Below are 19,335 nucleotides of genomic sequence, written 5' to 3'. Positions count from 1 at the left end.
AGGGCCCCAAGGACGGACTTGCGATCTGCGTCAGAGAAGAGAAATGTCGCGTTTGGTCAAGGAGGACTTTTATAATGCGTCTGTGGAACGTGCTGGTGATGACGACGGCTCTGGGTTTGGCCGGGGCGGGAATGGCGGTGGCGGCAGATCCCGCGCCGCAGATCACCGTAACCGGAGAAGGCCAGGTGAACGGCGCGCCGGATCTGGCCACCATCTCGCTTGGTGTCACGACCGAAGGGGCGACGGCGGCAGAGGCCATGGCGGCCAACAGTGCCGAGCTTGCCCGCGTGATGGGCAATCTGACCATGGCGGGCATCGCGGCCAAAGACGTGCAGACCACTGGCCTGTCGATCAATCCCAACTGGCAGAATGACAGCTCTGGCGCCACGGCACCGCGCATTGCGGGCTATATCGCGTCGAACATGCTGACGGTGCGGGTGCGGGCGCTGGAAGGGCTGGGCTCGGTGCTGGATGCGGCGGTGAAGGACGGGGCGAATACGCTGAACGGCGTGGAATTCGGTCTGGCCGATCCGGCCCCGGCGATGGACGAGGCGCGCAAACGCGCCGTGGCCGATGCGCGCGGCCGGGCAACGCTGCTGGCCGAGGCGGCAGGTGTGACGCTGGGCAAGATCGTGTCGATCAGCGAAAGCGGCGGGTATCAGCCGCCGATGCCGATGATGCGCATGGCTGCGGATGCGGCGGGCGGTGCGGTGCCGGTCGCGGCGGGCGAAGTGTCAGTCTCGGCCAATGTCACCATCGTCTGGGCCTTGGGCGAATAAGAACCCTGCGCGGGGGCGCGATTGCAGCGCCCCCGCGTGATCCCCACGCGGGGCGCGCGGCACTACGGGCAGATGAGTATTTTTGCAAGGTGCAAAGACCATCTGTGGCCTTTGCACCTCGCTGTGTTTTTGCCGGTCAGGCCGTGGCTTTGGCCAGCGCCTGATCCAGATCGGCGATGATGTCGGCGGCATCCTCGATCCCGATGGACAGGCGCACCACATTCGGTGCCGCCCCGGCGCGGATCTGCGCCGCTTCGTCCAGTTGTCGGTGCGTGGTCGAGGCCGGGTGGATGATCAGCGAGCGGGTATCCCCCAGATTGGCCACATGGCTGAACAGCGCCAGGCTGTCGACCAGACGCACGCAGGCCTCGTAGCCGCCCTTCACCGCAAAGGTGAACAGCGCCCCGGCGCCTTTGGGCACGATCCGCGCCACGCGGTCATGATAGGGCGAAGATTTAAGCCCCGGCCAAGTGACGTAATCGACGCGCGGATCGGCCTCCAGCCATTCGGCGACCTTTTTGGCGTTTTCCACATGCCGCGCCATGCGCAGGCCCAGCGTCTCGATCCCCATCAGGGTGTAATGCGCGCCCTGCGGGTTCATCGTCATGCCCAGATCGCGCAGGCCCACTGCGATGGAGTGGAAGGTGAAGGCCATCGCCCCGAGGGCGGCATGGAAATTCAGGCCGTGATAGGCGGGTTCGGGCTGGCTGAGCGAGGGGAACTTGTCCGAGGCGGACCAGTCGAACTTGCCCGAATCAACCACCACGCCGCCAGTGACCGTGCCATTGCCGGTCAGGTATTTGGTGGCCGAATGCACCACCAGCGTCGCGCCATGTTCGATCGGCTTGCAGAGCCAGGGCGTTGCGGTGGTATTGTCGACGATCAGGGGCAGCCCCGCCGCGTCACAGACCGCCGAGACGGCATCCAGATCGGTGATATATCCGCCGGGATTGGCGATGGTTTCACAGAATACCGCGCGGGTATCGCCGTCGATTGCGGCCTTCAGCGCCTCCAGATCATCGAAGTCGACGAATTTGGCCGACCAGCCGAATTTGCGGATCGTGTTGGAAAACTGCTGGATGGTGCCGCCATAGAGCCGGGTGGAGGCGACCACATTGCGCCCCGGGGCCATCAGCGGGAACAGTGCCATGATCTGCGCCGCATGGCCCGACGAACAGCAGATCGCCCCGGCCCCGCCTTCAAGGGCGGCGACGCGTTCGGCCAGCGCCATCACGGTCGGGTTGGTCAGGCGAGAATAGATATACCCCACCTCTTGCAGGTTGAAGAGCCGCGCGGCGTGATCGGCATCGCGGAACACATAGGCCGTGGTCTGGTAAATCGGCACATTGCGCGCGCCGGTTGCCGGATCGGGCTTGGCCCCGGCATGAATGGCCAGCGTATCAAAGCCCTGCGGGCGTGCATCAGTCATGGTCGTCCTCCCGAAAAGATGCGCCGACGTTAGGCGAGCCGGGGCCGGGGCACAACAGGCCAGCGGCGCGGCGCAGGCGCGCAGGGTCAGAACAGAAAATCATCGTCGTGAAACAGGTCGAGAATGCGATGAATTGCCATCAGCCCGTGTTGCACATTGTCGATCCGCAGCGTGTTGTCGAAGCCAGAACTGCGCAGGCCACCCAGCACGGCGGGGCGGCGGGCGATATACCACATGTCGCTGGCATGGCGGAATTGCATCTGCCGCAACGCGCGCAGCCCCGCCAGAATGGCGCGGCGATAGGCGGTGCGGCGCGGCACATCGCCCAGACGCTCCGCCAGCGCAAAGGCCTCGATCAGCCCTTCCAGATAGACGCCGGTGGCCGAGGCATGGGGCGGGCCGAAGCCTGGGCGGGCGGGGTCGAAAAACTCGCCCTGCACATCGGCGGGGGCGGTGCTGCCCTGCTGCATCCCGAGCAGCCAGTCGCAGATCTCGAACACGAAATCGGCGGCGGCACTGTCGCCGGTTGCCGCGTGATAGCGGCACAGCGCCATGGCGTGCCAGGGCACAAAGGCGGGGTTGCGCTGTTGCCGGTGCCAGTCGCGGTAGTGATGAAAGCCCGCCGTCACTTGGGGCAGGAGCGTGGCATCGCCGCTGTGATCATGGCAGCGCATCAGCGCAAGCAGGGCCTCGCCCGGATAGAAGTTCTGGCAATCGTCGCGGACGGCGGGGCGCAGAAAGGTGCGAAAGCTGCCATCGGGGCGCTGCATCTGCAGCAGGAATTTCTGGAGCCGACTCGCTTCGCGGGCAAAGGGGGCAGGGTCAGCCCGGTTGAGGATCGCCATCACCGCAACGGCGGCGGCCCCCAGTTTCACCTTGCCGAATTCGTCGATGATGCCGACATCGCCCTCATCCTGATAGAACGCCCGGAAATTATAAGCGAAATTGCGGGTGCAGGCGTTTTGCAGCGCCAGATCCTGTGGCGCGCGCTGCGCTGCCTGCGCCAGACAGGCCGAGCCCATGAATTGCCGGATCATGTTGTTCGCCTGCGAATACTGCCCTGACGAGGGCCAGTATTTATAGACCGTCGCCCCGTCCGGCCCCACGGCCCGCACCATCCAGCCGGTCATCAGCGCGGCCATCTCGGCCACTTTTGCGCGGGTGATGGCCGATTGCGGCACAACCGGCTGGCCGCGCAGCAGGGGGCGGGCACGGGCTTGCGGCAGTTCGAACAGGATCTGATCGGCGGCAAACCGGAAGGCCTCGACCGGCGTGCCCGGCGGCAGATCAAGTTGCGCTGAAAGCCGCTCCAGCGCGCGGTTGGGGCCGAGGTTGCGGGCAATCATCTCCAGTGGGCCGATCCGTTCCAGCCGCCCGCCGCCGCGCAACTCCAGCCCGAAAAGCCCGCGGATGGCATTGCAGCGGCTGCGGCGCAGATCCTCCGGGTCCAGTACCTGCCAGTCGCGCGGCAGGGTCAGCTCCAGCGTTTCGGGGTCGGGCAGGCCCTGCGCCGCCAGCGCGCTGCGTGCCTGCGTCAGCCCATGTCGCAGCGCATCGGCCAGATCGGCGCCTTGCGCCCAGCGGCTGTCCAGCCGTTTGCCGCGACGGCGCAGCGTCAGATGCACCAGCCGCAGCCCGGCACAGCGGGCGGGCAGGGCCACAGCCGGGGCCGGGGTTCCGGCAAGGGCCGCCTGAACCAGCGGCAGCAGGCACTGCGCATCACGGCGCGGGATCAGCGGAAGCTCAGGCATGGCACCCTCATGCACGCAGGTCTTTGGGCGAGCCCATGACCACATAACTGGTAATCGCATGGACCTGCGGCAGCACGCCCAGCACTTCGGTGTGAAAATGTTTGTAGCTGGCCAGATCGCCCGCCTCGACCCGCAGCAGATATTCCACGGTGCCGGTGATGTTGTGGCACTCCACCACCTCGGGCGCGCGGGAAATGGCGCGTTCAAACGCCTCCTGGCTGGCCTTGGTATGGCTATTCAGGCCGACGGTCAGATAGGCGATGAAGCCCAGCCCCATCTTGGCCGGATCCAAGACTGCGCGGTAGCCCTTGATCACGCCCATCCGTTCCAGCTCTTGCACGCGGCGCAGGCAGGCCGAGGGCGACAGGCCGATGCGTTCGGCCAGTTCCAGATTGCTCAGCCGACCCTCGCGGGACAGATTTTGCAATATTTTCTGGTCTGTAAGGTCAATCTTCGCCATTTGTTGTGAATTGTGATTGAGTATTGCAATCTTTGCAATCCGTCACGGTGCGTTTTGCGGCAGGATGGTCGGCATGATGACCCATGACAGCTTTATTGCCCTGCTCGGTTTTGCCTTCGTCACCTCGATCACACCGGGGCCGAACAACCTCATGCTGATGGCCTCGGGGGCCAATTTCGGCTTTGTCCGCACGGTGCCGCATATGCTGGGCATCGGGATCGGCTTTGTGGCGATGTGTTTTCTGGTCGGGCTTGGACTGGCCGGGGTGGTGTTTGCGCTGCCTGTGGCGGAATGGGGGCTGAAAGCCGCATCTGTCGTCTATATGCTGTGGCTGGCTTGGAAAATCGCAGGCTCCGCCGCGCCGCAAGAGGGGGCGGCCAAGGGGCGCCCGATGAGCTTTCTGCAAGCCGCCGCCTTTCAATGGGTCAATCCGAAGGCCTGGGCGATGGCGCTGAGTGCGACGGCGCTTTATGCCCCGGACCGCAGCCTCTGGGCGCTGGCGCTGGTGGCGCTGGTGTTTGGCGCGGTGAACCTGCCTTCGGTCAGCGTCTGGACGGTGATCGGGCAGGGGCTGCGGCATTTTCTGACCAATCCGGCGCGGCTGCGCGCCTTCAACTGGACCATGGCGGCGCTGCTCATCGCCTCGCTCTGGCCGGTGTTGCAGATGTGATCAGCGGAACCACAGCCCTTCGCGCTTGAGCGTGTTGCGGATCACCTGTTCGCGTTTGGGCAGGTCGCTGCGGTCAAACAGCGCGCGCGCCTTCTGGCCCTTGGGCTGATAGACCAGCCGCTTGAACGGCTCGTATTCCTTCAACACCTTCTTGATCGGGTTGGGCGCGCAGACGGTTTCCAGCACCTGCACCGCCAGATCGCTTTCCCGCGCATAGAGCAGCGGCAGGCTGCGCCAGTGGCAGGTGATATCGCCGTCCAGCCCGTCCAGTTCCGGCCCCGGCCGTCCACCACCAAAGGAATGGATCACCAGCGGCAGCGCCACCTGATCCAGCCAGGGGTTCAACTCCTGACAGACCAGCGCCTCGGGGCGGCTGTCGCGTATCGCGCGGGCGTAATCGAGAAAGCGCGTGCCAAAGGCCTGCGGGCTGGCATGGAAAAACCAGCCGGCGTTGAAATAAAGATAGCGCTGCCAGTATTCATCCGGCTGGCTGTGATCGAGCGAGCTTTCGAACTCCAGCCCGAACTTGTCATACAGCGATTGCCAGATCGCGGCATAGCCCGGCCCGTAAAGTTCGATCTGCGGCCAGGTGCCCTCGCGTTTCATCGAGGCCGAGGGGCGGTTGAAATTAAAGGCGATGGTCTGCAATTCGCCGGTGATCAGGGTGTCGGTATCCAGAAACAGGAACGGCGCTTCGGGCAGGGCGGTGATCGCCTCGATCTTGTTGCCATAGGGGTAGTTTTCGCCAAACACCTTGTTTTCAAACGGAATGATCTGCGCGCCCAACTGCGTCAGCAACTCGCGTGTGGCCGGATCCACCACGCGCGGATCGCCGGACCAGCGCGGACCGGGCTGCGGTTCGGCCAGATAGAGCGTGCCGGTGAAGCCGGGGCTGCTGTGGCGCAACGAGGCGGCCAGCAAGACGGCCTCATATTGCAGGCGCCCCCCCTGAAGGATGGCCAGAACATTGAACGATTGCCCGGAGGCCGGAATATTTGACATGATGGTTTGGCCTGCGTCTTGCCTTCAGGCGGGACTATAGGCGGGAACGTGATCTGGCAAAAGCGTCAATGCGAAAAGGATTTCAGCATGTTGCGGGCGGTTCTTGCGATGGGTTTTCTGGCGGCGGCCCCGGCCGCCCATGCACAGGCTTTCACCACGGCGGCAGAGGTGAAGCCGATACTGGCCGCGACCAAGGCCAACTGGATCGCGGTGCGCGAATGGGACGGGCAGGATCTGATCTACTTCACCCATCTGGAAAGCTGGCGCTGCGGGCTGACCAGTGTGGTTTATGTGGTGAATGGCGGGGTGGTGCAGCCCTGGCCAATGGATCCGTGTTTCGAAGGCACGGCGCAGCCCAATGCCATCGGTGCGGATCGCAAACCCTATACGGCGCTGCCTTTGGGATCGGTGCAGCAGGTCGATGTGATGGTGGTGTTCGATGATGGCACCGCCGACAGCGCTACATATGCGCGGGCGGCGGTGCTGATGCCCTAAGGGCGCGTCAGGGCTTTGGGGTGAACCGCAGGCTGAGGCAGGACATGCCGCCGTCCAGCTTGGCACATTCGCTGTTGCCGATTTCGTGGATGTGGTAGCCCGCCGTCAGCAGGCTGTCGCGGGTGCGCGGGAAGCCTGCGGGCATCAGCACAAGGTCATTGAAGCGGATGGCATTGGCGCAGGCCTCTTCGCCCTCGGCCACGTTGATCACGCGGTAGGCCTTGAAGCAGCCCGAGGCGGACAGGCGGGTGGTCGACAGGATCGTTTCGGCGTCCAGCAGCGAACAGTCGGTCTTGAAATGCAGCACTCCGGGCGGGGTGAACACCTCGCGCACGGTTTCCCCCCAGGGGGCGACGCGGTGGGTGAGTTCGGCAATGCCTGCCGCATTGGTGCGGGCCGAGCGGCCGACAAGGATTTCGGTTTCGGTCATCAGGATGTCGCCACCCTCTATAAAGCTGTCGGCGCCGACGATCTGCACCACATTGCCATAGAGTGCGCGCAGATGCGGGGCCATTTCGGCAGCCTCGCCCAGCCGCGAGGGCGCACCGGGGCGCATGATCACCGCACCTTCGGGCAGGCAGAGCGCGGTATCCTCGACAAACACCGAATCGGGATAGGCCTCCAGCGCGGCAAGTTCGATCACCTCGGCTCCGGTGCTGCGCAGGGCGGCGATGTAATCGGCATGATGCGCCTGCATCAGCGCCAGATCCGGGGTGCCGATATCCACCGCGCGCAGACCCGCCGTGATCGAGACCGAAGGCTTGCGGGTGATTGCATGGGTAAAGCTGTGGGAACGCGCCATCATCGAAAACTCCTCATTTCCCGCGTGATAGCGCGGCAAGGCGCAGGCCATGTGCCATTAGGCGACGTTTTTCCGTCGGGTTCCGGTGGATTACAGCCCGAGACGGCCAATCTCGATCACCGGGCAGCGATCCTGCACCACGCGCAGGCCCTGTGCCTCGGCCTTGGCCGCCGCTGCGGCATGGGTGACGCCAAGCTGCATCCAGATCACCTTAACTCCCGGCAGGGCAAGCGCCGCATCCACCACGCCCGGCACGTCTTCTGAGCGGCGGAAGATATCCACCATGTCCACGGGGTCGTGAATTTCGGCCAGCGAGGCGCGCACGGTTTCGCCCAGGGCCTGCTGCCCGGCCTGACCGGGATTGACCGGGATCACCCGATAGCCGCGTGCCGCGAGAAAGGCAGCAACCCGGTGGCTGGGCCGGTCAGGATTGGGCGACCAGCCGACGAGGGCGATCACCCGGGTTGTGGTCAGAATGGAGCGGATGTCGTCATCGCGGAGGTCGGTGTTACCGGGGCTCATCAAGGCGCCTTCCCAAAAAAAGCGCCCGTGGCATTGCCCGGGCGCAAGGTGTGGAACGAGGGACAGTAACAAGAAAGGACGGGGGTTCCGACCCGTTCTTCGTTACTGTCATATGGGGATGTTGAAGAACGGTTAAAGGCACAGTCGCAAAACTGTGAAAACGCCGTGCCTTTGCCAGGGGATACTCTTCAACGGGCCGAAACGGCATAAAGCGCCACTGCCGCCGCGTTCGACACGTTCAGCGAGCCGAACTCGCCGGTGAAGGGGATCTTGACCAGACGGTCGCAGGTGTCGCGCGTCTTGTCGCGCAGGCCCGGCCCTTCTGCCCCCATGACCAGACCGATCGGGCGGGTGCCCGCCTCGGCCACGGCCTGTGCCAGCGTCACCTCGGCTTCGCCATCAAGGCCGAGCAGCACATAGCCCATGGCTTTCAGCTCTTCCATCGCATCGGCCAGATTGACCACCCGCAGATAGGGCTGCCGTTCCAGCGCGCCGCTGGCGGTTTTCGCCAAAGCGCCGGTTTCGGGGGCCGAATGGCGCTGCGGCGCGATCACCGCGCGCGCGCCGAACACTTCGGCGGAACGCAGCACCGCGCCCACGTTATGCGGATCTGTCACCCGGTCCAGCAGCACCACAAGCGGCGCGCCCTTGCCGCCGATACAGACATCGGCCAGTTTGCCCCAGTTCAGCGGCTTGACCTCAAGCGCCGCGCCCTGATGCACCGAGGCTTCGTCAATCGGCACGTCAAACTTGCGCGGATCAACGATCTCGGGCGTGATCCCGGCCTGCGCAACGGCATCGGCCAGCTTGTCATAGGCATTTTTGGTGACGACAAGGCGCAGCTTCACCCGGTCGGGGTTCACCAGCGCATCGCGCACCGCATGCAGCCCGAACAGCCAGACGGTTTCATTCGCCGCCGCGCGCTTTGCCTTTTCCTTGTCGATCACCCAGGTCGGTTTTGTCGCGCCGCCGCTCATAGTCTGCACCTCTTTGATGTGGCGCGGACAATGCGCCGAGCGGCCAGAGCGGTGCAAGTGAAAAACCTGCAACTTTCTCCCTTGACGCCCCCCGCCCCCTTGGGTAAATCCGCCCCCAGTGGGCGACGTGCTGCAAGGTGCGGCAGCGGACTGTAACTCCGCCGAGGCGACTCGTGCCTGGTTCGATTCCAGGGTCGCCCACCATCTTCCTGATAGAAATGTCGAAGAATCAATCCGTTGGTCTTTGTGGCCAACAGGATGTGATTATTCGGCGGCGAGCCGCGCGGCAGACAGCGGCGCAATGTCGGGCTGGCGCAGATCGGTCTGGTCCAGAAACCGCCCCGCCGCTGCACCCGCAAGATAGGTCAGCCGGCCACCGCAAATCGTGGCCTCGATCACGCGGCTGGTCGCGTTCATCACCACCAGATCGGCACGCAGGCCGGGGCTGATACGGCCCCGGTCGGGCAGGCGCAGGATTTCGGCGGGCGCGGTCGAGATCATTGCCCAGGCCTTGGGCAGGCTCAGCACCCCCTGATCCACCAGCGCAAAGGCCGCCAGCGGCAGGGCAGGGATATGGTAATCCGACACCAGCGCATCACAAAGCCCCTGCGCGATCAGGTCGATGGCGGCAATATTGCCCGACTGGCTGCCACCGCGCACCACATTGGGCGCGCCCATCACCACCGGGTTCATCATCGCATGGGCGGCGGCGGCGGCGGCGCGGGTCAGCGGGAATTCCGCGATGCGGGCCCCGATCATCGTATAGAACTCGCGCGTTTCGCCATTCGGATCATCATGGCTGCCGTAATTCACACCCAGCGCATCAAAGGCTTCGGCCAGACGGCAGAGGTGGCGGGGCACGGCACGCGCCCGGCTGCGCGCCGATTCCATCCGGGACAGCAGTTCTTCCGGGGTCAGCCGCAGCTTGCGCGCCCACAGGCCGAAATCGGCCGGGGCGGCGCGGCTCATGCGAAAGCCTTCCTCCAGATGGTCGTTGAACACGACATAGCCGATTCGATGCGCGGTGACGGCGCGCAGAAGCCGCTCTTCCGCCTCGACCAGATGGGTTTCGGCGCGCAGTTGCAGGCGCAGATCGGTCAGGGCGCGGGTGCGGTAGGCGGCAAGTGCCGCCATCACGGCTTCGGCGGCATCGGGGCCACGGTGACCGCCCTCCCAGCTCCAGCCCTGCGCCAGATAGGCGGTGGTCACGCCATGCGCCGCCGCCTCGCGGTCCGCCGAGGCCAACCCGGTTTCCAGCGGGAACGGTGCCGAGGGGCGGGGGGCGATGTGCCGCTCAAACCCGTCACCATGCAGATCTATGATGCCGGGCAGGATCAGATACCCCGACAGATCCACCGCAGGCAGCGGCCCACGGGTGATCCGCCCCTCGGCCAGCGCGACCGAGCGGGCCTGCATTTCGCCATCGCGCAGGATCTGGGCGCCGGTCAACCGCAACGGCGGCAGGAAGGGGATGGGGGCAAACACGGCAGACAGCCTCGGACACAGGGTGATTTGCCCAAGATCTAGCGGGTGCAGGCAACAACTGTGTAAAACTCCGACGGTATTACGGTGTCACGGTCAGGGTCACGCGATCCCCGGCAAACCAGGTGGTGCCATATTCGATGGGCACGCCCTGCGCGTCGATATTCACGGCCTGGCTGCGCAGGATCGGCGCACCTTCGGGCAGACGCAGGGCGAGTGCCAGCGTGGCCGAGGCGCTTTTCGCGGTCAGCCGCGTCGAGGCGCGGGTGTAATCGGCAATGCCTTCGGCGGCGAGTGCGGCGGTGATCGAGGCGGTTGTGTCCAGATGGTCGAGCAGGCGGGGCAGGCGCTGCGCCGGAAACAGCGAGCGAAAGGCGGCCATCGGCTGCCCATCCGCGCTGGAGATCCCTTCGACCACATGCACCGGATCACCGGGGCGCAGGCTCAGCAGATCGGCCTCGGTCGCATCGGCGGGCCGCGTTTCGCGCCGGGTGATGCTGCGGCCCGGGCTGCGCCCCAGCGCCGCCAGTGTCTGATGAAAGCGCACACGCCGCCCTAGCGGATAATCGGCGGGGCGCGAGGCGACAAACACACCCGCGCCGCGCCGGGCATGCGTCAGCCCCTGATCGGCCAGCGCCGCCAGCGCGTGCCGCACGGTATGGCGGTTCACGCCAAAGCGCGCCGCCAGCTCTGCCTCGGTCGGCAGCTTGTCGCCTGGCGCGTAATGGGCACGGGCAATTTCGTCGGTCAGGGTCGCGGCGATGGACCGCCAGATCGGGTTGCGGGCCGGTTTTGGCGCGGTCGTCATGCGGCTGTCATCAAAAATTCACCCAATGTCAATTGCGGCGGGTCGGGGGTTCGGGTAAGCATTTGTCTAGTTGTATAGTAATATAGACAAGTCTGCAAGATGTCTGTTTTGCCAGACTTGAGAGGAGAGGCGATGGGCCGGACGACACAGGCAAGGCGCGATTGGATGGGGGTGCTGGCGCGGGCCGATGCGGCGCGGCTGGCGGATCTGCTGCCGGAGGTGCCGGGGCACGACATGCTGCGCCCGCCCGAAGTGGGGGCGGTGATGGTGCGGGGCCGGGTTGGCGGCACCGGCGCGCCGTTCAATCTGGGGGAAATGACCGTCACGCGCTGTGTGCTGCGGCTGGCCTGTGGCGCGGTGGGTCATGCCCATGTGCAGGGGCGCGACAAGCGCCATGCGGTGCGTGCGGCGGTGGTTGACGCACTGATGCAGACCGATCAGGCGGCGCGGATCGACGCGGCGGTGCTGGCCCCGCTGGCACAGGCCGAAGCGGCGCGGCGCGCCACGCGGGCGGCCAAGGCGGCGGCGACCAAGGTCGAATTTTTCACTATGGTGCGGGGAGAGGACCAATGACGCCAGAGGCTTTGACAGGCGGATTTTCCGCCGCGCCGGTGCAATCGGCGCAGGCGTTTCGCGCGGCGCTGGAGGCGATGGCCCGGCCCGGCACACTGTATCCGGTGGCCGGTGCCGCGCCACCCGCGCCGCTGTCGGTGGCGGCGGGCGTGCTGATCCTGACGCTGACCGACGCCACCACGCCGCTGCATCTGGCCGGGGCCTGCGATTGCCCGGCGGTGCGCGACTGGGTGACCTTTCACAGCGGTGCGCCCTTGGTGGGTGCGGCGCAGGCGATGTTTGCCGTCGGGCGCTGGGACGCGTTGCAGCCGGTCAGCCGCTTTGCCATCGGCGATGCGGAATATCCCGACCGCAGCGCCACGCTGATCGTGGAGCTGGACCGGCTGGAGCCGCAGGGCGCGCAACTGCGCGGCCCCGGCATTGCCGACCGGGCGGCGCTGTCGCTGCCGGGACTGGCGGCGTTTCAGGCCAATCGTGCGCAGTTTCCGCTGGGCTTCGATACATTCTTCACCTGTGGCAGCCAGCTTGCCGGGCTGCCCCGGTCCACCTTCGTGGAGGCCGTCTGATGTATGTTGCCGTCAAGGGTGGCGAGCGCGCCATCGACAATGCCCATGCCTTTCTGGCCGAAGAGCGCCGGGGCGATCCGGGCGTGGCCGAGCTGTCGGTGCCGCAGATCCGCGAGCAGTTGCGGCTGGCGGTGAACCGGGTGATGGCCGAAGGGTCTTTATACGATCCCGATCTGGCGGCGCTGGCGATCAAGCAGGCGCGCGGTGATCTGATCGAGGCAGTGTTCCTGATCCGCGCCTATCGCACCACGCTGCCGCGCTTTGCCGGGTCGGTGCCGGTGGATACGGCGGCGATGGCGGTGCTGCGCCGGGTTTCGGCCACGTTCAAGGATCTGCCCGGCGGGCAGGTGCTGGGCCCGACCTTTGATTACACGCACCGGCTGCTGGATTTCAAACTGGCGGCCGAGGGGGCGGTGGAGGCTGCCCCCACCGCGCCCGCCGATCCGGCCCGCGTGCCGCATGTGATGGCCATGCTCGACCGCGACGGACTGATCGAGGCAGAGCCGGTCAGCGATGCCGTGCCGCCCGATCTGACGCGCGAACCGCTGGCGCTGCCCGCCTGCCGTGCCTTGCGGTTGCAGGCGCTGACCCGTGGGGATGAAGGTTTTGTGCTGTCGCTCGCCTATTCCACGCAGCGCGGCTACGGGCGCACCCATGCCTTTGTCGGAGAGCTGCGCATCGGGACGGTGGCGGTCGAGGTCGAGGTGCCCGAGCTGGGTTTCGCGGTGGAGATCGGCGAGATCGAGCTGACCGAATGTGAAACGGTGAACCAGTTCAAGGGATCCAAGACTGAACCGGCGCAATTCACCCGTGGTTACGGGCTGGTGCTGGGGCAAAGCGAGCGCAAGGCGATTGCCATGTCCTTGGTGGATCGCAGCCTGCGTTGGCGCGAGTTGGGCGAAGATTTTGTCGGGGCCCCGGCGCAGGATGAAGAATTCGTGCTGGCGCATTGCGACAACATTCAGGCCACCGGCTTTCTGGAACATATCAAACTGCCCCATTACGTCGATTTTCAGGCCGAGCTGGAGCTGGTGCGGCAGCTGCGGGCCGAGGCTTTTGCCCGGCAGGAGGCGGCGGAATGAGCGGGGCCTTCCTGTCACCATCGGCGGCTTTGGGGCCAGACCTGCCGGAGTCGCATTCCGGTGTTTTGCAGCGCATGGCCGAAGAGGCGCAAGATGACTGACCAAGCTTACAACTTTGCCTATCTGGACGAGCAGACCAAACGTATGATCCGGCGCGCGCTGCTGAAAGGCATCGCGGTGCCCGGCTATCAGGTGCCCTTCGCCAGCCGCGAAATGCCGATGCCCTATGGCTGGGGTACCGGCGGGGTGCAGGTGACGGCGGCCTGTCTGGTGCCCGAAGACCGGCTCAAGGTGATTGATCAGGGCGCGGATGACACGACCAATGCCGTGTCGATCCGCAAGTTCTTTCAACGGGTGGCCGGGGTGGCGGTGACGGGTGAAACCGCCTGCGCCACGCTGATCCAGACCCGCCACCGCATCCCTGAAGTGCCGCTGACCGAAGGCCAGATCCTTGTCTATCAGGTGCCGATCCCGGAGCCGCTGCGCTTTCTGGAACCGCGCGAGACCGAGACCCGCAAGATGCATGAGCTGGAGGAATACGGGCTGATGCATGTGAAGCTGTATGAAGACATCGCCCGCCATGGCGCGATTGCCACCGCCTATGCCTATCCGGTGAAGGTGGAGGGGCGTTATGTGATGGACCCGTCGCCCATTCCGAAATTCGACAACCCGAAACTGTCGGGCAATCCCGCGATCCAGCTGTTCGGCGCGGGGCGCGAACAGCGCATCTATGCACTGCCGCCCTATACCGCGGTGGTCAGCCTTGATTTCGAGGACCATCCCTTTGTGCCCAGCAAGGCCGATCACGCCTGCGATCTGTGCGGATCGGCGGCAAGTTATCTGGATGAGGTGATCGTGGATGATGCGGGCGGGCGGATGTTCGTCTGTTCCGACACCGATTTCTGCGCCGGGCGGCAGGCTTCGGGCGCGCGCGGGCGGTTGTCGCCCATGGCAGAGGGGGCGCTGTGATGGGGGCCGCAGGAATGGATATTTGTGCCAAGATGAAAGCACAGGTGCAGTCTGTGCCGGATCCGGTGGGGCCGCTGCTGCGGGTCGAGGGGTTGGGCAAGAGTTACGGCGCGCGGATCGGCTGTGCCGATGTGGCCTTTGACCTCTATCCCGGCGAGGTTCTGGGCATTGTTGGGGAAAGCGGATCGGGCAAATCGACGCTGTTGTCCTGTCTGGCCGGGCATCTTGCGCCGGATCGCGGGCGGGTGCTGTTCCAGACCGGGCAGGGGCTGCGCGATACGGTGACCATGTCGGAGCCGGAGCGGCGGCGGCTGTCGCGCACCGATTGGGCCTTTGTGCATCAGCATGCCCGCGACGGGCTGCGCATGGGGGTGAGTGCGGGTGGCAATGTCGGCGAGCGGCTGATGGCGGTTGGGGCGCGCAACTATGGTGCGATCCGCGCGGCGGCGGTCGACTGGCTGGGCCGGGTGGAGATTGCGGCAGATCGGGTGGATGACCGGCCATCGGCCTTTTCCGGCGGGATGCAGCAGCGGTTGCAGATTGCCCGCAATCTGGTGACCGGGCCGCGGCTGGTGTTCATGGATGAGCCGACAGGGGGGCTGGATGTCTCGGTGCAGGCGCGGCTTCTGGATCTGCTGCGCGGGCTGGTGCGGGAAATGGGCCTGTCGGTCATCATCGTCACCCATGATCTGGCGGTGGTGCGGTTGCTGGCCGACCGGCTGATGGTGATGAAATCGGGCGGGGTGGTGGAGCAGGGGCTGACCGATCAGGTTTTGGACGATCCGCAGCATGGCTATACGCAGCTGCTGGTCTCTTCGGTCTTGCAGGTCTGACATGCAGTTTGCCTATATTCCCCGCGCCGGGCGGCTGGAGCGGATCCTGCCGCCGGTGATGTTGACAGAGGCGCTATGGATCGACCTCTATCGTCCCTTGCCGACGCAGGTGGCGGATGTGGCGGCGCTGGGCCTGACCGTGCCTACTCTGGCCGATATGGAAGAGATCGAGATTTCGAACCGTCTGTATCGCGAGGCGGGGGTGGATTACATGACGGTGGTTCTGCCCGGCCTGTCGCAAAGCAAGGAGCCGCAATCCGGCCCGGTGACCTTCATCCTGTCGCCTGAGCGGCTGGTGACGGTGCGCCACCATGCGCCGCGGCCGTTCGAAACCTATCCCGAACGCGCCGACAAATCCGGCCCCGGCTGTGACCGGCCCGAGCGGGTGTTTCTGGGGCTGATCGAAGAGATCATCGGCCGCTTGGCGGATCTTTTGGAGGGCGTCGGGCGCGGTCTTGATCAGGTGGCGGGGTCGGTTTACCGCCGCGCCCATGGCCCGGCCCGGCCAGATGTGCTGCAAATGGCGCTGGAGCAGGCGGGGCAGGAGGGCGAATTGCTGGGCCGGGTGCGGCTGGCGCTGCTGACGGTGGAGCGGGCGGTCAGCTTCTTTGGTCAGACCCTGGCGGAACGGGAGGGCGGCGGAGCCCTGCGCCCGGTGGTCAAGGGGTTGATGCGCGACATTCAGGCGCTGGAGGTTCATGCCGATTTTCTGGCGGCGCGGGTTGCGCTGGCCTCGGATGCGACGCTGGGCATGATCAATCTGGCGCAGAATGCCACGGTGCGGATCGTGTCGGTGGTGGCGGCGCTGTTTCTGCCGCCGACCCTGATCGCCAGCATCTATGGCATGAACTTTGTGCATATGCCGGAGCTGGCGCTGTCGTTCGGTTATCCTCTGGCTTTGGGGCTGATGCTGCTGTCGGCGCTGGGCACCTATCTTTTCTTCAAATGGAAGCGGTGGCTATGATCGAGATTTCCAATCTTTCCAAGGCGTTCACCCTGCACAATCAGGGCGGCGCGGTGATCCCGGTGATGGCGGGGGGCGCGCTGTCGGTGGCGCGGGGCGAATGTGTCGGGCTGGTGGGCCGGTCGGGCGCGGGCAAAAGCACGCTGATGCGGATGGTCTATGGCAATTACCTGGCCAATGGCGGTGTGATCCGGGTGGGCGATGTGGATGTGGCGCAGGCCGCCCCGCGCGAGATCATTGCGCTGCGCCGCGAAGGTCTGGGGTATGTCAGCCAGTTCCTGCGGGTGGTGCCGCGGGTGCCGACGATCGAGGTGGTGGCAGAGCCGCTGCTGGTGCTGGGGCAGGCGCGTGCAGTGGCGCTGGCGCGGGCGGCAGAGCTGCTGGCACGGCTGAACATTCCCGAACGGCTGTGGCCCCTGTCGCCCACCACCTTTTCGGGCGGCGAACAGCAGCGGGTCAATATCGCGCGCGGCTTTGCCCATGCCTATCCGGCCCTGCTGCTGGATGAGCCGACGGCCAGCCTTGATGCGGCGAACCGCGAAGTGGTTCTGGCCCTGATTGAAGAGGCAAAGGCCGGTGGCGCGGCCATTCTGGGCATTTTTCACGACGAGGGCGCGCGCGACCGGCTTTGTGACCGGCTGGTGGATGTGCGCGATTTCACCCCGCAGGTGGCGGCGTGACGGGGCGGCTGTTCGCCGTGGTCGGGCCTTCGGGCGCGGGCAAGGACACGCTGATTGCGGCGGCGCAGGCGGTCTTGCCCGATCTGCATGTGGTGCGGCGGGTGATTTCACGCCCGGCGACCGCAGGCGGTGAGGTGTTCGAGGGGGTGAGTGCGGCGGCCTTTGCGGCGCGGCGGGAGGCGGGCGAATTTGCCCTGCACTGGCAGGCGCATGGGCTGGACTATGGCATCCCCGCAGCGGCGCTGGCGCTGCGCGACCACGGCAAGGATGTGCTGTTCAACGGCTCGCGCAAGGCGCTGGCAGCGGCGCAGGGGCGCATTGCCGGGCTGGAGGTGATCGTGGTGAGCGCCCCGCCTGCGGTTCTGGCGCAGCGGCTGGCGGCGCGGGGGCGCGAGGCGGAGGTGGATATTGCCGCTCGTCTGGCGCGCGCCACCGACCCGGCCCCTGCCGGGTTCAGCCTGCACCTTGTCGACAATGGCGGCGATCTGGCGGCCGGGCTGGCCGCCTTTCTGGCCGTGTTTCAGCCGGTCAGGGCATAGCGATGCAGCAGATGAAAGCGGCCATCCTGCGCCTCGCCGAACATGCACAGATCGCGGATCTGAAACGGCTGCGGCAGCACCGGGGCGAAATAGGCCTCCAGCGCGGCCTCGGTGCTGTCGATCTCGTGGTCGGGCAGCGGGCCGGTGAGGGTCAGGTGAAAGCGAAATTCTTCCATCACGAAGGGATAGCCCCAAAGATCCAGCAGATCGCGTTGGCGCGGTGTCAGCCTTTCGGGGCGGCGGCGGGCGATTTCTTCTGCCGTCAGTGCGGCGCGAAGCGGATCGAGCCTGCGCACCGCTGCGGCGGCGAGGCTTTCCAGCGCCGTCAGATCCCCGGTGGGGCAAAGCGCCAGAAACCGGCCCAGCCGGGTCAGCGCCAGACCGTCCAGCACGACCGGCGCAAGCCCGGCGGCCAGATCGGCCACCGCCGCCTGAAGATCCGCCACGGTCACACCGGGGGCGCGCCGGAAGGGCGGCTTGATCGTGCCGTGAAAGCCGTATTTACGCGGCTCTGCCGTCAGCTGCGCCACATCGCGCAGGCCGGGCAGTTGTGGCTGCGGCCGGGCGGTGCCGGTGATTGCATCCCAGCCCAGCCACGCAGCGGCGTGATCGGCAAAGGCCCCGGCATCGGGTGCGTAATACAAAGCGAAGCGTTTCATCTGTTCCATGGGCGCGGGCCTAGCGTGGGTTTGTCACATCGGTGTGACGCCTTGCGGCCAGTCTATGCCCTTTCCTGCATGTTCGACCAGAAAGCCTGAACCATGTCCGAGACTATTCTTGCCAATGCCCAGCTTGTTCTGCCCACCGAAACCGTGACCGGCGGGCTGCGCCTGCGCGACGGGCGGATTGCCGAAATCCACACAGGCGCCGCCGTGCCCGCAGGGGCGGTGGATTGCGGCGGTGATCTGCTGATGCCGGGGTTGATCGAGCTGCATACCGACAATCTGGAACGCCATATCGAACCGCGCCCCAAGGTGAACTGGCCCCATGCCGCCGCGATCATCGCGCATGATGCCGAACTGGCCAGCGTGGGCATCACCACGGTCTTCGATGCGCTGCGGGTTGGGTCTGTCACCTCGAACAAGAAGGCCAATTACGGCGAATATGCCCGCGCGCTGGCGGATGAAATTCTGGATCTGCGGGCGCGGGGGGCGCTGCGGATCAGCCATTTCCTGCATCTGCGCGCCGAGATCTGTTCGGAAACGCTGGTGGCGGAAATGGCCAAGTTTGGTCCGGGTGACCGGGTGGGCATTGTCAGCCTGATGGATCACACCCCCGGCGAGCGGCAGTTCCGCGATGTCAGCAAGCTGCGCGATTATGTCTGTGGCAAACACGGGCTGAGCGCGGATGAGTTTGAAGGCCATGTCGCCGATCAGCGGGCGCTGCGCGACCGGCTGGGGGCGCTGCACGAGGCGGCGGCGGTGGCCGAGGCGCGGCGCTATGGGGCGGTGCTGGCCAGCCATGATGATACCACGGCGGCGCAGGTTGCGGTTTCGGCCCGGCATGGCGTGGGCTTTGCCGAATTCCCGACGACGGAAGAGGCCGCCGCCGCCTGTCGTGCCCAAGGCATCGCGGTGATGATGGGCGCGCCGAACCTGATCCGGGGGGGATCCCATTCCGGCAATGTGGCGGCAGGCGCACTGGCCGAGGCGGGGCTGTTGGACATCGTGTCGTCCGATTATGTGCCGGCGGCGCTGCTGTCGGCGGGGCTGTTGCTGGGCGATCTCTGGGGCAATCTGGCGCGCGGCATCGCCACGGTGACGGCGGCCCCTGCAGCGGCGGCAGGGCTGACCGACCGGGGGCAGATCGCCCTTGGCGCGCGGGCCGATCTGATCCGGGTGGCGCGGATCGGGCAGGCCGGGGTGTTGCGGGGCACCTGGGTTCAGGGCAACCGAGTGGGATGAAAACCGGTCAGCAGGTCGCCTATACTTTAGATAAGCTTGACCTCTGTT

22 protein-coding genes and 1 tRNA gene are annotated in these 19,335 nt (G+C 65.9%); 13 read left to right on the top strand and 10 right to left on the bottom strand.

What is annotated here, in order from left to right; genetic code table 11:
• The first annotated feature begins 74 nt into the window (after nt 1-74).
• Nucleotides 75-779, top strand: coding sequence for an SIMPL domain-containing protein (locus tag KM031_RS05050; protein ID WP_215503452.1), 705 nt, complete (start codon nt 75-77; stop codon nt 777-779).
• Nucleotides 780-915: 136 nt separating this feature from the next.
• Here KM031_RS05050 and KM031_RS05045 read toward each other — a convergent pair whose 3' ends face one another.
• The 3 genes from KM031_RS05045 to KM031_RS05035 all read right to left on the bottom strand — a co-directional run bounded on the left by KM031_RS05045 (nt 916) and on the right by KM031_RS05035 (nt 4,419).
• The gene (locus KM031_RS05045; protein ID WP_215503451.1) at nt 916-2,208 is read right to left on the bottom strand and encodes an O-acetylhomoserine aminocarboxypropyltransferase/cysteine synthase family protein; all 1,293 of its coding nucleotides are present in this window, start codon (nt 2,206-2,208) and stop codon (nt 916-918) included.
• Nucleotides 2,209-2,294: 86 nt separating this feature from the next.
• Entirely contained in the window at nt 2,295-3,959 is a 1,665-nt protein-coding gene (locus KM031_RS05040) for a prenyltransferase/squalene oxidase repeat-containing protein (protein WP_215503450.1), read from the bottom strand.
• A 7-nt stretch (nt 3,960-3,966) separates the two neighbouring features.
• Nucleotides 3,967-4,419: an Lrp/AsnC family transcriptional regulator gene (locus KM031_RS05035; protein ID WP_215503449.1), complete on the bottom strand. Its 453-nt coding sequence runs from the start codon at nt 4,417-4,419 to the stop codon at nt 3,967-3,969.
• A gap of 76 nt (nt 4,420-4,495) precedes the next feature.
• Here KM031_RS05035 and KM031_RS05030 point away from each other — a divergent pair, with 76 nt between their 5' ends.
• Nucleotides 4,496-5,089 carry a LysE family translocator gene (locus tag KM031_RS05030; RefSeq protein ID WP_215503944.1) on the top strand — a complete coding sequence of 198 codons (594 nt, stop codon included), beginning with the start codon at nt 4,496-4,498 and terminating at the stop codon, nt 5,087-5,089.
• Here the strand turns inward: KM031_RS05030 and KM031_RS05025 are convergent, their stop codons facing one another.
• The gene (locus tag KM031_RS05025) at nt 5,090-6,091 is read right to left on the bottom strand and encodes a GT-B fold glycosyltransferase domain-containing protein (protein WP_215503448.1); all 1,002 of its coding nucleotides are present in this window, start codon (nt 6,089-6,091) and stop codon (nt 5,090-5,092) included.
• A gap of 87 nt (nt 6,092-6,178) precedes the next feature.
• Here KM031_RS05025 and KM031_RS05020 point away from each other — a divergent pair, with 87 nt between their 5' ends.
• Nucleotides 6,179-6,586, top strand: a complete 408-nt coding sequence (locus KM031_RS05020) for a hypothetical protein (protein WP_246566784.1) — start codon at nt 6,179-6,181, stop codon at nt 6,584-6,586.
• A gap of 7 nt (nt 6,587-6,593) precedes the next feature.
• On the opposite strand, the gene KM031_RS05015 is transcribed toward KM031_RS05020, so the two are convergent.
• The 3 genes from KM031_RS05015 to rlmB form a co-directional block, all read right to left on the bottom strand.
• The gene (locus tag KM031_RS05015) at nt 6,594-7,388 is read right to left on the bottom strand and encodes a dimethylarginine dimethylaminohydrolase (RefSeq protein WP_371879011.1); all 795 of its coding nucleotides are present in this window, start codon (nt 7,386-7,388) and stop codon (nt 6,594-6,596) included.
• 90 nt (nt 7,389-7,478) lie between these two features.
• Nucleotides 7,479-7,910 carry a CoA-binding protein gene (locus KM031_RS05010; RefSeq protein WP_215503446.1) on the bottom strand — a complete coding sequence of 144 codons (432 nt, stop codon included), beginning with the start codon at nt 7,908-7,910 and terminating at the stop codon, nt 7,479-7,481.
• A 188-nt stretch (nt 7,911-8,098) separates the two neighbouring features.
• Nucleotides 8,099-8,887, bottom strand: a complete 789-nt coding sequence (gene rlmB, locus KM031_RS05005; protein WP_215503445.1) for a 23S rRNA (guanosine(2251)-2'-O)-methyltransferase RlmB — start codon at nt 8,885-8,887, stop codon at nt 8,099-8,101.
• 120 nt (nt 8,888-9,007) lie between these two features.
• On the opposite strand from rlmB, the gene KM031_RS05000 reads away from it, so the two are divergent.
• Nucleotides 9,008-9,091, top strand: a tRNA-Tyr gene (locus KM031_RS05000).
• Nucleotides 9,092-9,151: 60 nt separating this feature from the next.
• On the opposite strand, the gene KM031_RS04995 is transcribed toward KM031_RS05000, so the two are convergent.
• Nucleotides 9,152-10,303, bottom strand: coding sequence for an alpha-D-ribose 1-methylphosphonate 5-triphosphate diphosphatase (locus tag KM031_RS04995; RefSeq protein WP_215503942.1), 1,152 nt, complete (start codon nt 10,301-10,303; stop codon nt 9,152-9,154).
• A gap of 148 nt (nt 10,304-10,451) precedes the next feature.
• Nucleotides 10,452-11,177 carry a phosphonate metabolism transcriptional regulator PhnF gene (phnF, locus tag KM031_RS04990; RefSeq protein WP_215503444.1) on the bottom strand — a complete coding sequence of 242 codons (726 nt, stop codon included), beginning with the start codon at nt 11,175-11,177 and terminating at the stop codon, nt 10,452-10,454.
• A gap of 132 nt (nt 11,178-11,309) precedes the next feature.
• Between phnF and phnG the strand changes: the two genes are divergently transcribed.
• The 8 genes from phnG (at nt 11,310) to phnN (ending at nt 17,383) form a co-directional block, all read left to right on the top strand.
• A complete protein-coding gene (gene phnG, locus KM031_RS04985) occupies nt 11,310-11,750 on the top strand; it encodes a phosphonate C-P lyase system protein PhnG (RefSeq protein WP_215503443.1) in 441 nt (146 codons plus the stop codon).
• A complete protein-coding gene (phnH, locus tag KM031_RS04980) occupies nt 11,747-12,316 on the top strand; it encodes a phosphonate C-P lyase system protein PhnH (protein ID WP_215503442.1) in 570 nt (189 codons plus the stop codon). Before phnG ends, phnH begins: the two co-directional genes overlap by 4 nt.
• Entirely contained in the window at nt 12,316-13,398 is a 1,083-nt protein-coding gene (locus KM031_RS04975) for a carbon-phosphorus lyase complex subunit (protein ID WP_215503441.1), read from the top strand. The genes phnH and KM031_RS04975 overlap by 1 nt, the downstream gene beginning before the upstream one ends.
• 93 nt (nt 13,399-13,491) lie before the next feature.
• Nucleotides 13,492-14,367 carry an alpha-D-ribose 1-methylphosphonate 5-phosphate C-P-lyase PhnJ gene (locus KM031_RS04970; RefSeq protein WP_215503440.1) on the top strand — a complete coding sequence of 292 codons (876 nt, stop codon included), beginning with the start codon at nt 13,492-13,494 and terminating at the stop codon, nt 14,365-14,367.
• Between the two features lie 65 nt (nt 14,368-14,432).
• On the top strand, nt 14,433-15,200 hold the full coding sequence (gene phnK, locus KM031_RS04965) for a phosphonate C-P lyase system protein PhnK (RefSeq protein ID WP_215503941.1): 768 nt from the start codon (nt 14,433-14,435) through the stop codon (nt 15,198-15,200).
• A 1-nt stretch (nt 15,201) separates the two neighbouring features.
• Nucleotides 15,202-16,164 (top strand): magnesium transporter CorA family protein, encoded by a 963-nt coding sequence (locus KM031_RS04960; RefSeq protein WP_215503439.1) that lies wholly within the window; start codon nt 15,202-15,204, stop codon nt 16,162-16,164.
• Nucleotides 16,161-16,844: a phosphonate C-P lyase system protein PhnL gene (gene phnL / locus KM031_RS04955; RefSeq protein ID WP_215503438.1), complete on the top strand. Its 684-nt coding sequence runs from the start codon at nt 16,161-16,163 to the stop codon at nt 16,842-16,844. The genes KM031_RS04960 and phnL overlap by 4 nt, the downstream gene beginning before the upstream one ends.
• Nucleotides 16,841-17,383 (top strand): phosphonate metabolism protein/1,5-bisphosphokinase (PRPP-forming) PhnN, encoded by a 543-nt coding sequence (gene phnN / locus KM031_RS04950; protein ID WP_215503437.1) that lies wholly within the window; start codon nt 16,841-16,843, stop codon nt 17,381-17,383. The genes phnL and phnN overlap by 4 nt, the downstream gene beginning before the upstream one ends.
• On the opposite strand, the gene KM031_RS04945 is transcribed toward phnN, so the two are convergent.
• Nucleotides 17,365-18,051 carry a DUF1045 domain-containing protein gene (locus KM031_RS04945; RefSeq protein WP_215503436.1) on the bottom strand — a complete coding sequence of 229 codons (687 nt, stop codon included), beginning with the start codon at nt 18,049-18,051 and terminating at the stop codon, nt 17,365-17,367. The two genes, phnN and KM031_RS04945, sit on opposite strands and share 19 nt — an antisense overlap.
• 93 nt (nt 18,052-18,144) lie before the next feature.
• Here KM031_RS04945 and KM031_RS04940 point away from each other — a divergent pair, with 93 nt between their 5' ends.
• Nucleotides 18,145-19,287 (top strand): alpha-D-ribose 1-methylphosphonate 5-triphosphate diphosphatase, encoded by a 1,143-nt coding sequence (locus KM031_RS04940; RefSeq protein ID WP_215503435.1) that lies wholly within the window; start codon nt 18,145-18,147, stop codon nt 19,285-19,287.
• Nucleotides 19,288-19,335: the final 48 nt, after the last annotated feature.

The organism is Gemmobacter fulvus (genome assembly GCF_018798885.1).
GTDB lineage: Bacteria > Pseudomonadota > Alphaproteobacteria > Rhodobacterales > Rhodobacteraceae > Gemmobacter > Gemmobacter fulvus.
This window is presented reverse-complemented; position numbering and strand designations above follow the sequence as displayed.

Excerpts from the sequence above, each read along its gene's own strand:
- KM031_RS05030 (WP_215503944.1), top strand. The coding sequence starts at position 4,496 with ATGACCCATGACAGCTTTATTGCCCTGCTCGGTTTTGCCTTCGTCACC.
- phnH (WP_215503442.1), top strand. The coding sequence starts at position 11,747 with ATGACGCCAGAGGCTTTGACAGGCGGATTTTCCGCCGCGCCGGTGCAA.
- KM031_RS04945 (WP_215503436.1), bottom strand. The coding sequence starts at position 18,051 with ATGGAACAGATGAAACGCTTCGCTTTGTATTACGCACCCGATGCCGGG.
- KM031_RS05035 (WP_215503449.1), bottom strand. The coding sequence starts at position 4,419 with ATGGCGAAGATTGACCTTACAGACCAGAAAATATTGCAAAATCTGTCC.
- KM031_RS04975 (WP_215503441.1), top strand. The coding sequence starts at position 12,316 with ATGTATGTTGCCGTCAAGGGTGGCGAGCGCGCCATCGACAATGCCCAT.
- rlmB (WP_215503445.1), bottom strand. The coding sequence starts at position 8,887 with ATGAGCGGCGGCGCGACAAAACCGACCTGGGTGATCGACAAGGAAAAG.
- KM031_RS04940 (WP_215503435.1), top strand. The coding sequence starts at position 18,145 with ATGTCCGAGACTATTCTTGCCAATGCCCAGCTTGTTCTGCCCACCGAA.
- phnL (WP_215503438.1), top strand. The coding sequence starts at position 16,161 with ATGATCGAGATTTCCAATCTTTCCAAGGCGTTCACCCTGCACAATCAG.
- KM031_RS05020 (WP_246566784.1), top strand. The coding sequence starts at position 6,179 with ATGTTGCGGGCGGTTCTTGCGATGGGTTTTCTGGCGGCGGCCCCGGCC.
- KM031_RS04970 (WP_215503440.1), top strand. The coding sequence starts at position 13,492 with ATGACTGACCAAGCTTACAACTTTGCCTATCTGGACGAGCAGACCAAA.
- KM031_RS05040 (WP_215503450.1), bottom strand. The coding sequence starts at position 3,959 with ATGCCTGAGCTTCCGCTGATCCCGCGCCGTGATGCGCAGTGCCTGCTG.
- KM031_RS05015 (WP_371879011.1), bottom strand. The coding sequence starts at position 7,388 with ATGGCGCGTTCCCACAGCTTTACCCATGCAATCACCCGCAAGCCTTCG.
- KM031_RS05045 (WP_215503451.1), bottom strand. The coding sequence starts at position 2,208 with ATGACTGATGCACGCCCGCAGGGCTTTGATACGCTGGCCATTCATGCC.
- phnF (WP_215503444.1), bottom strand. The coding sequence starts at position 11,177 with ATGACGACCGCGCCAAAACCGGCCCGCAACCCGATCTGGCGGTCCATC.
- KM031_RS05050 (WP_215503452.1), top strand. The coding sequence starts at position 75 with ATGCGTCTGTGGAACGTGCTGGTGATGACGACGGCTCTGGGTTTGGCC.
- KM031_RS05010 (WP_215503446.1), bottom strand. The coding sequence starts at position 7,910 with ATGAGCCCCGGTAACACCGACCTCCGCGATGACGACATCCGCTCCATT.
- KM031_RS04960 (WP_215503439.1), top strand. The coding sequence starts at position 15,202 with ATGCAGTTTGCCTATATTCCCCGCGCCGGGCGGCTGGAGCGGATCCTG.
- KM031_RS05025 (WP_215503448.1), bottom strand. The coding sequence starts at position 6,091 with ATGTCAAATATTCCGGCCTCCGGGCAATCGTTCAATGTTCTGGCCATC.
- KM031_RS04995 (WP_215503942.1), bottom strand. The coding sequence starts at position 10,303 with ATGCAGGCCCGCTCGGTCGCGCTGGCCGAGGGGCGGATCACCCGTGGG.
- phnG (WP_215503443.1), top strand. The coding sequence starts at position 11,310 with ATGGGCCGGACGACACAGGCAAGGCGCGATTGGATGGGGGTGCTGGCG.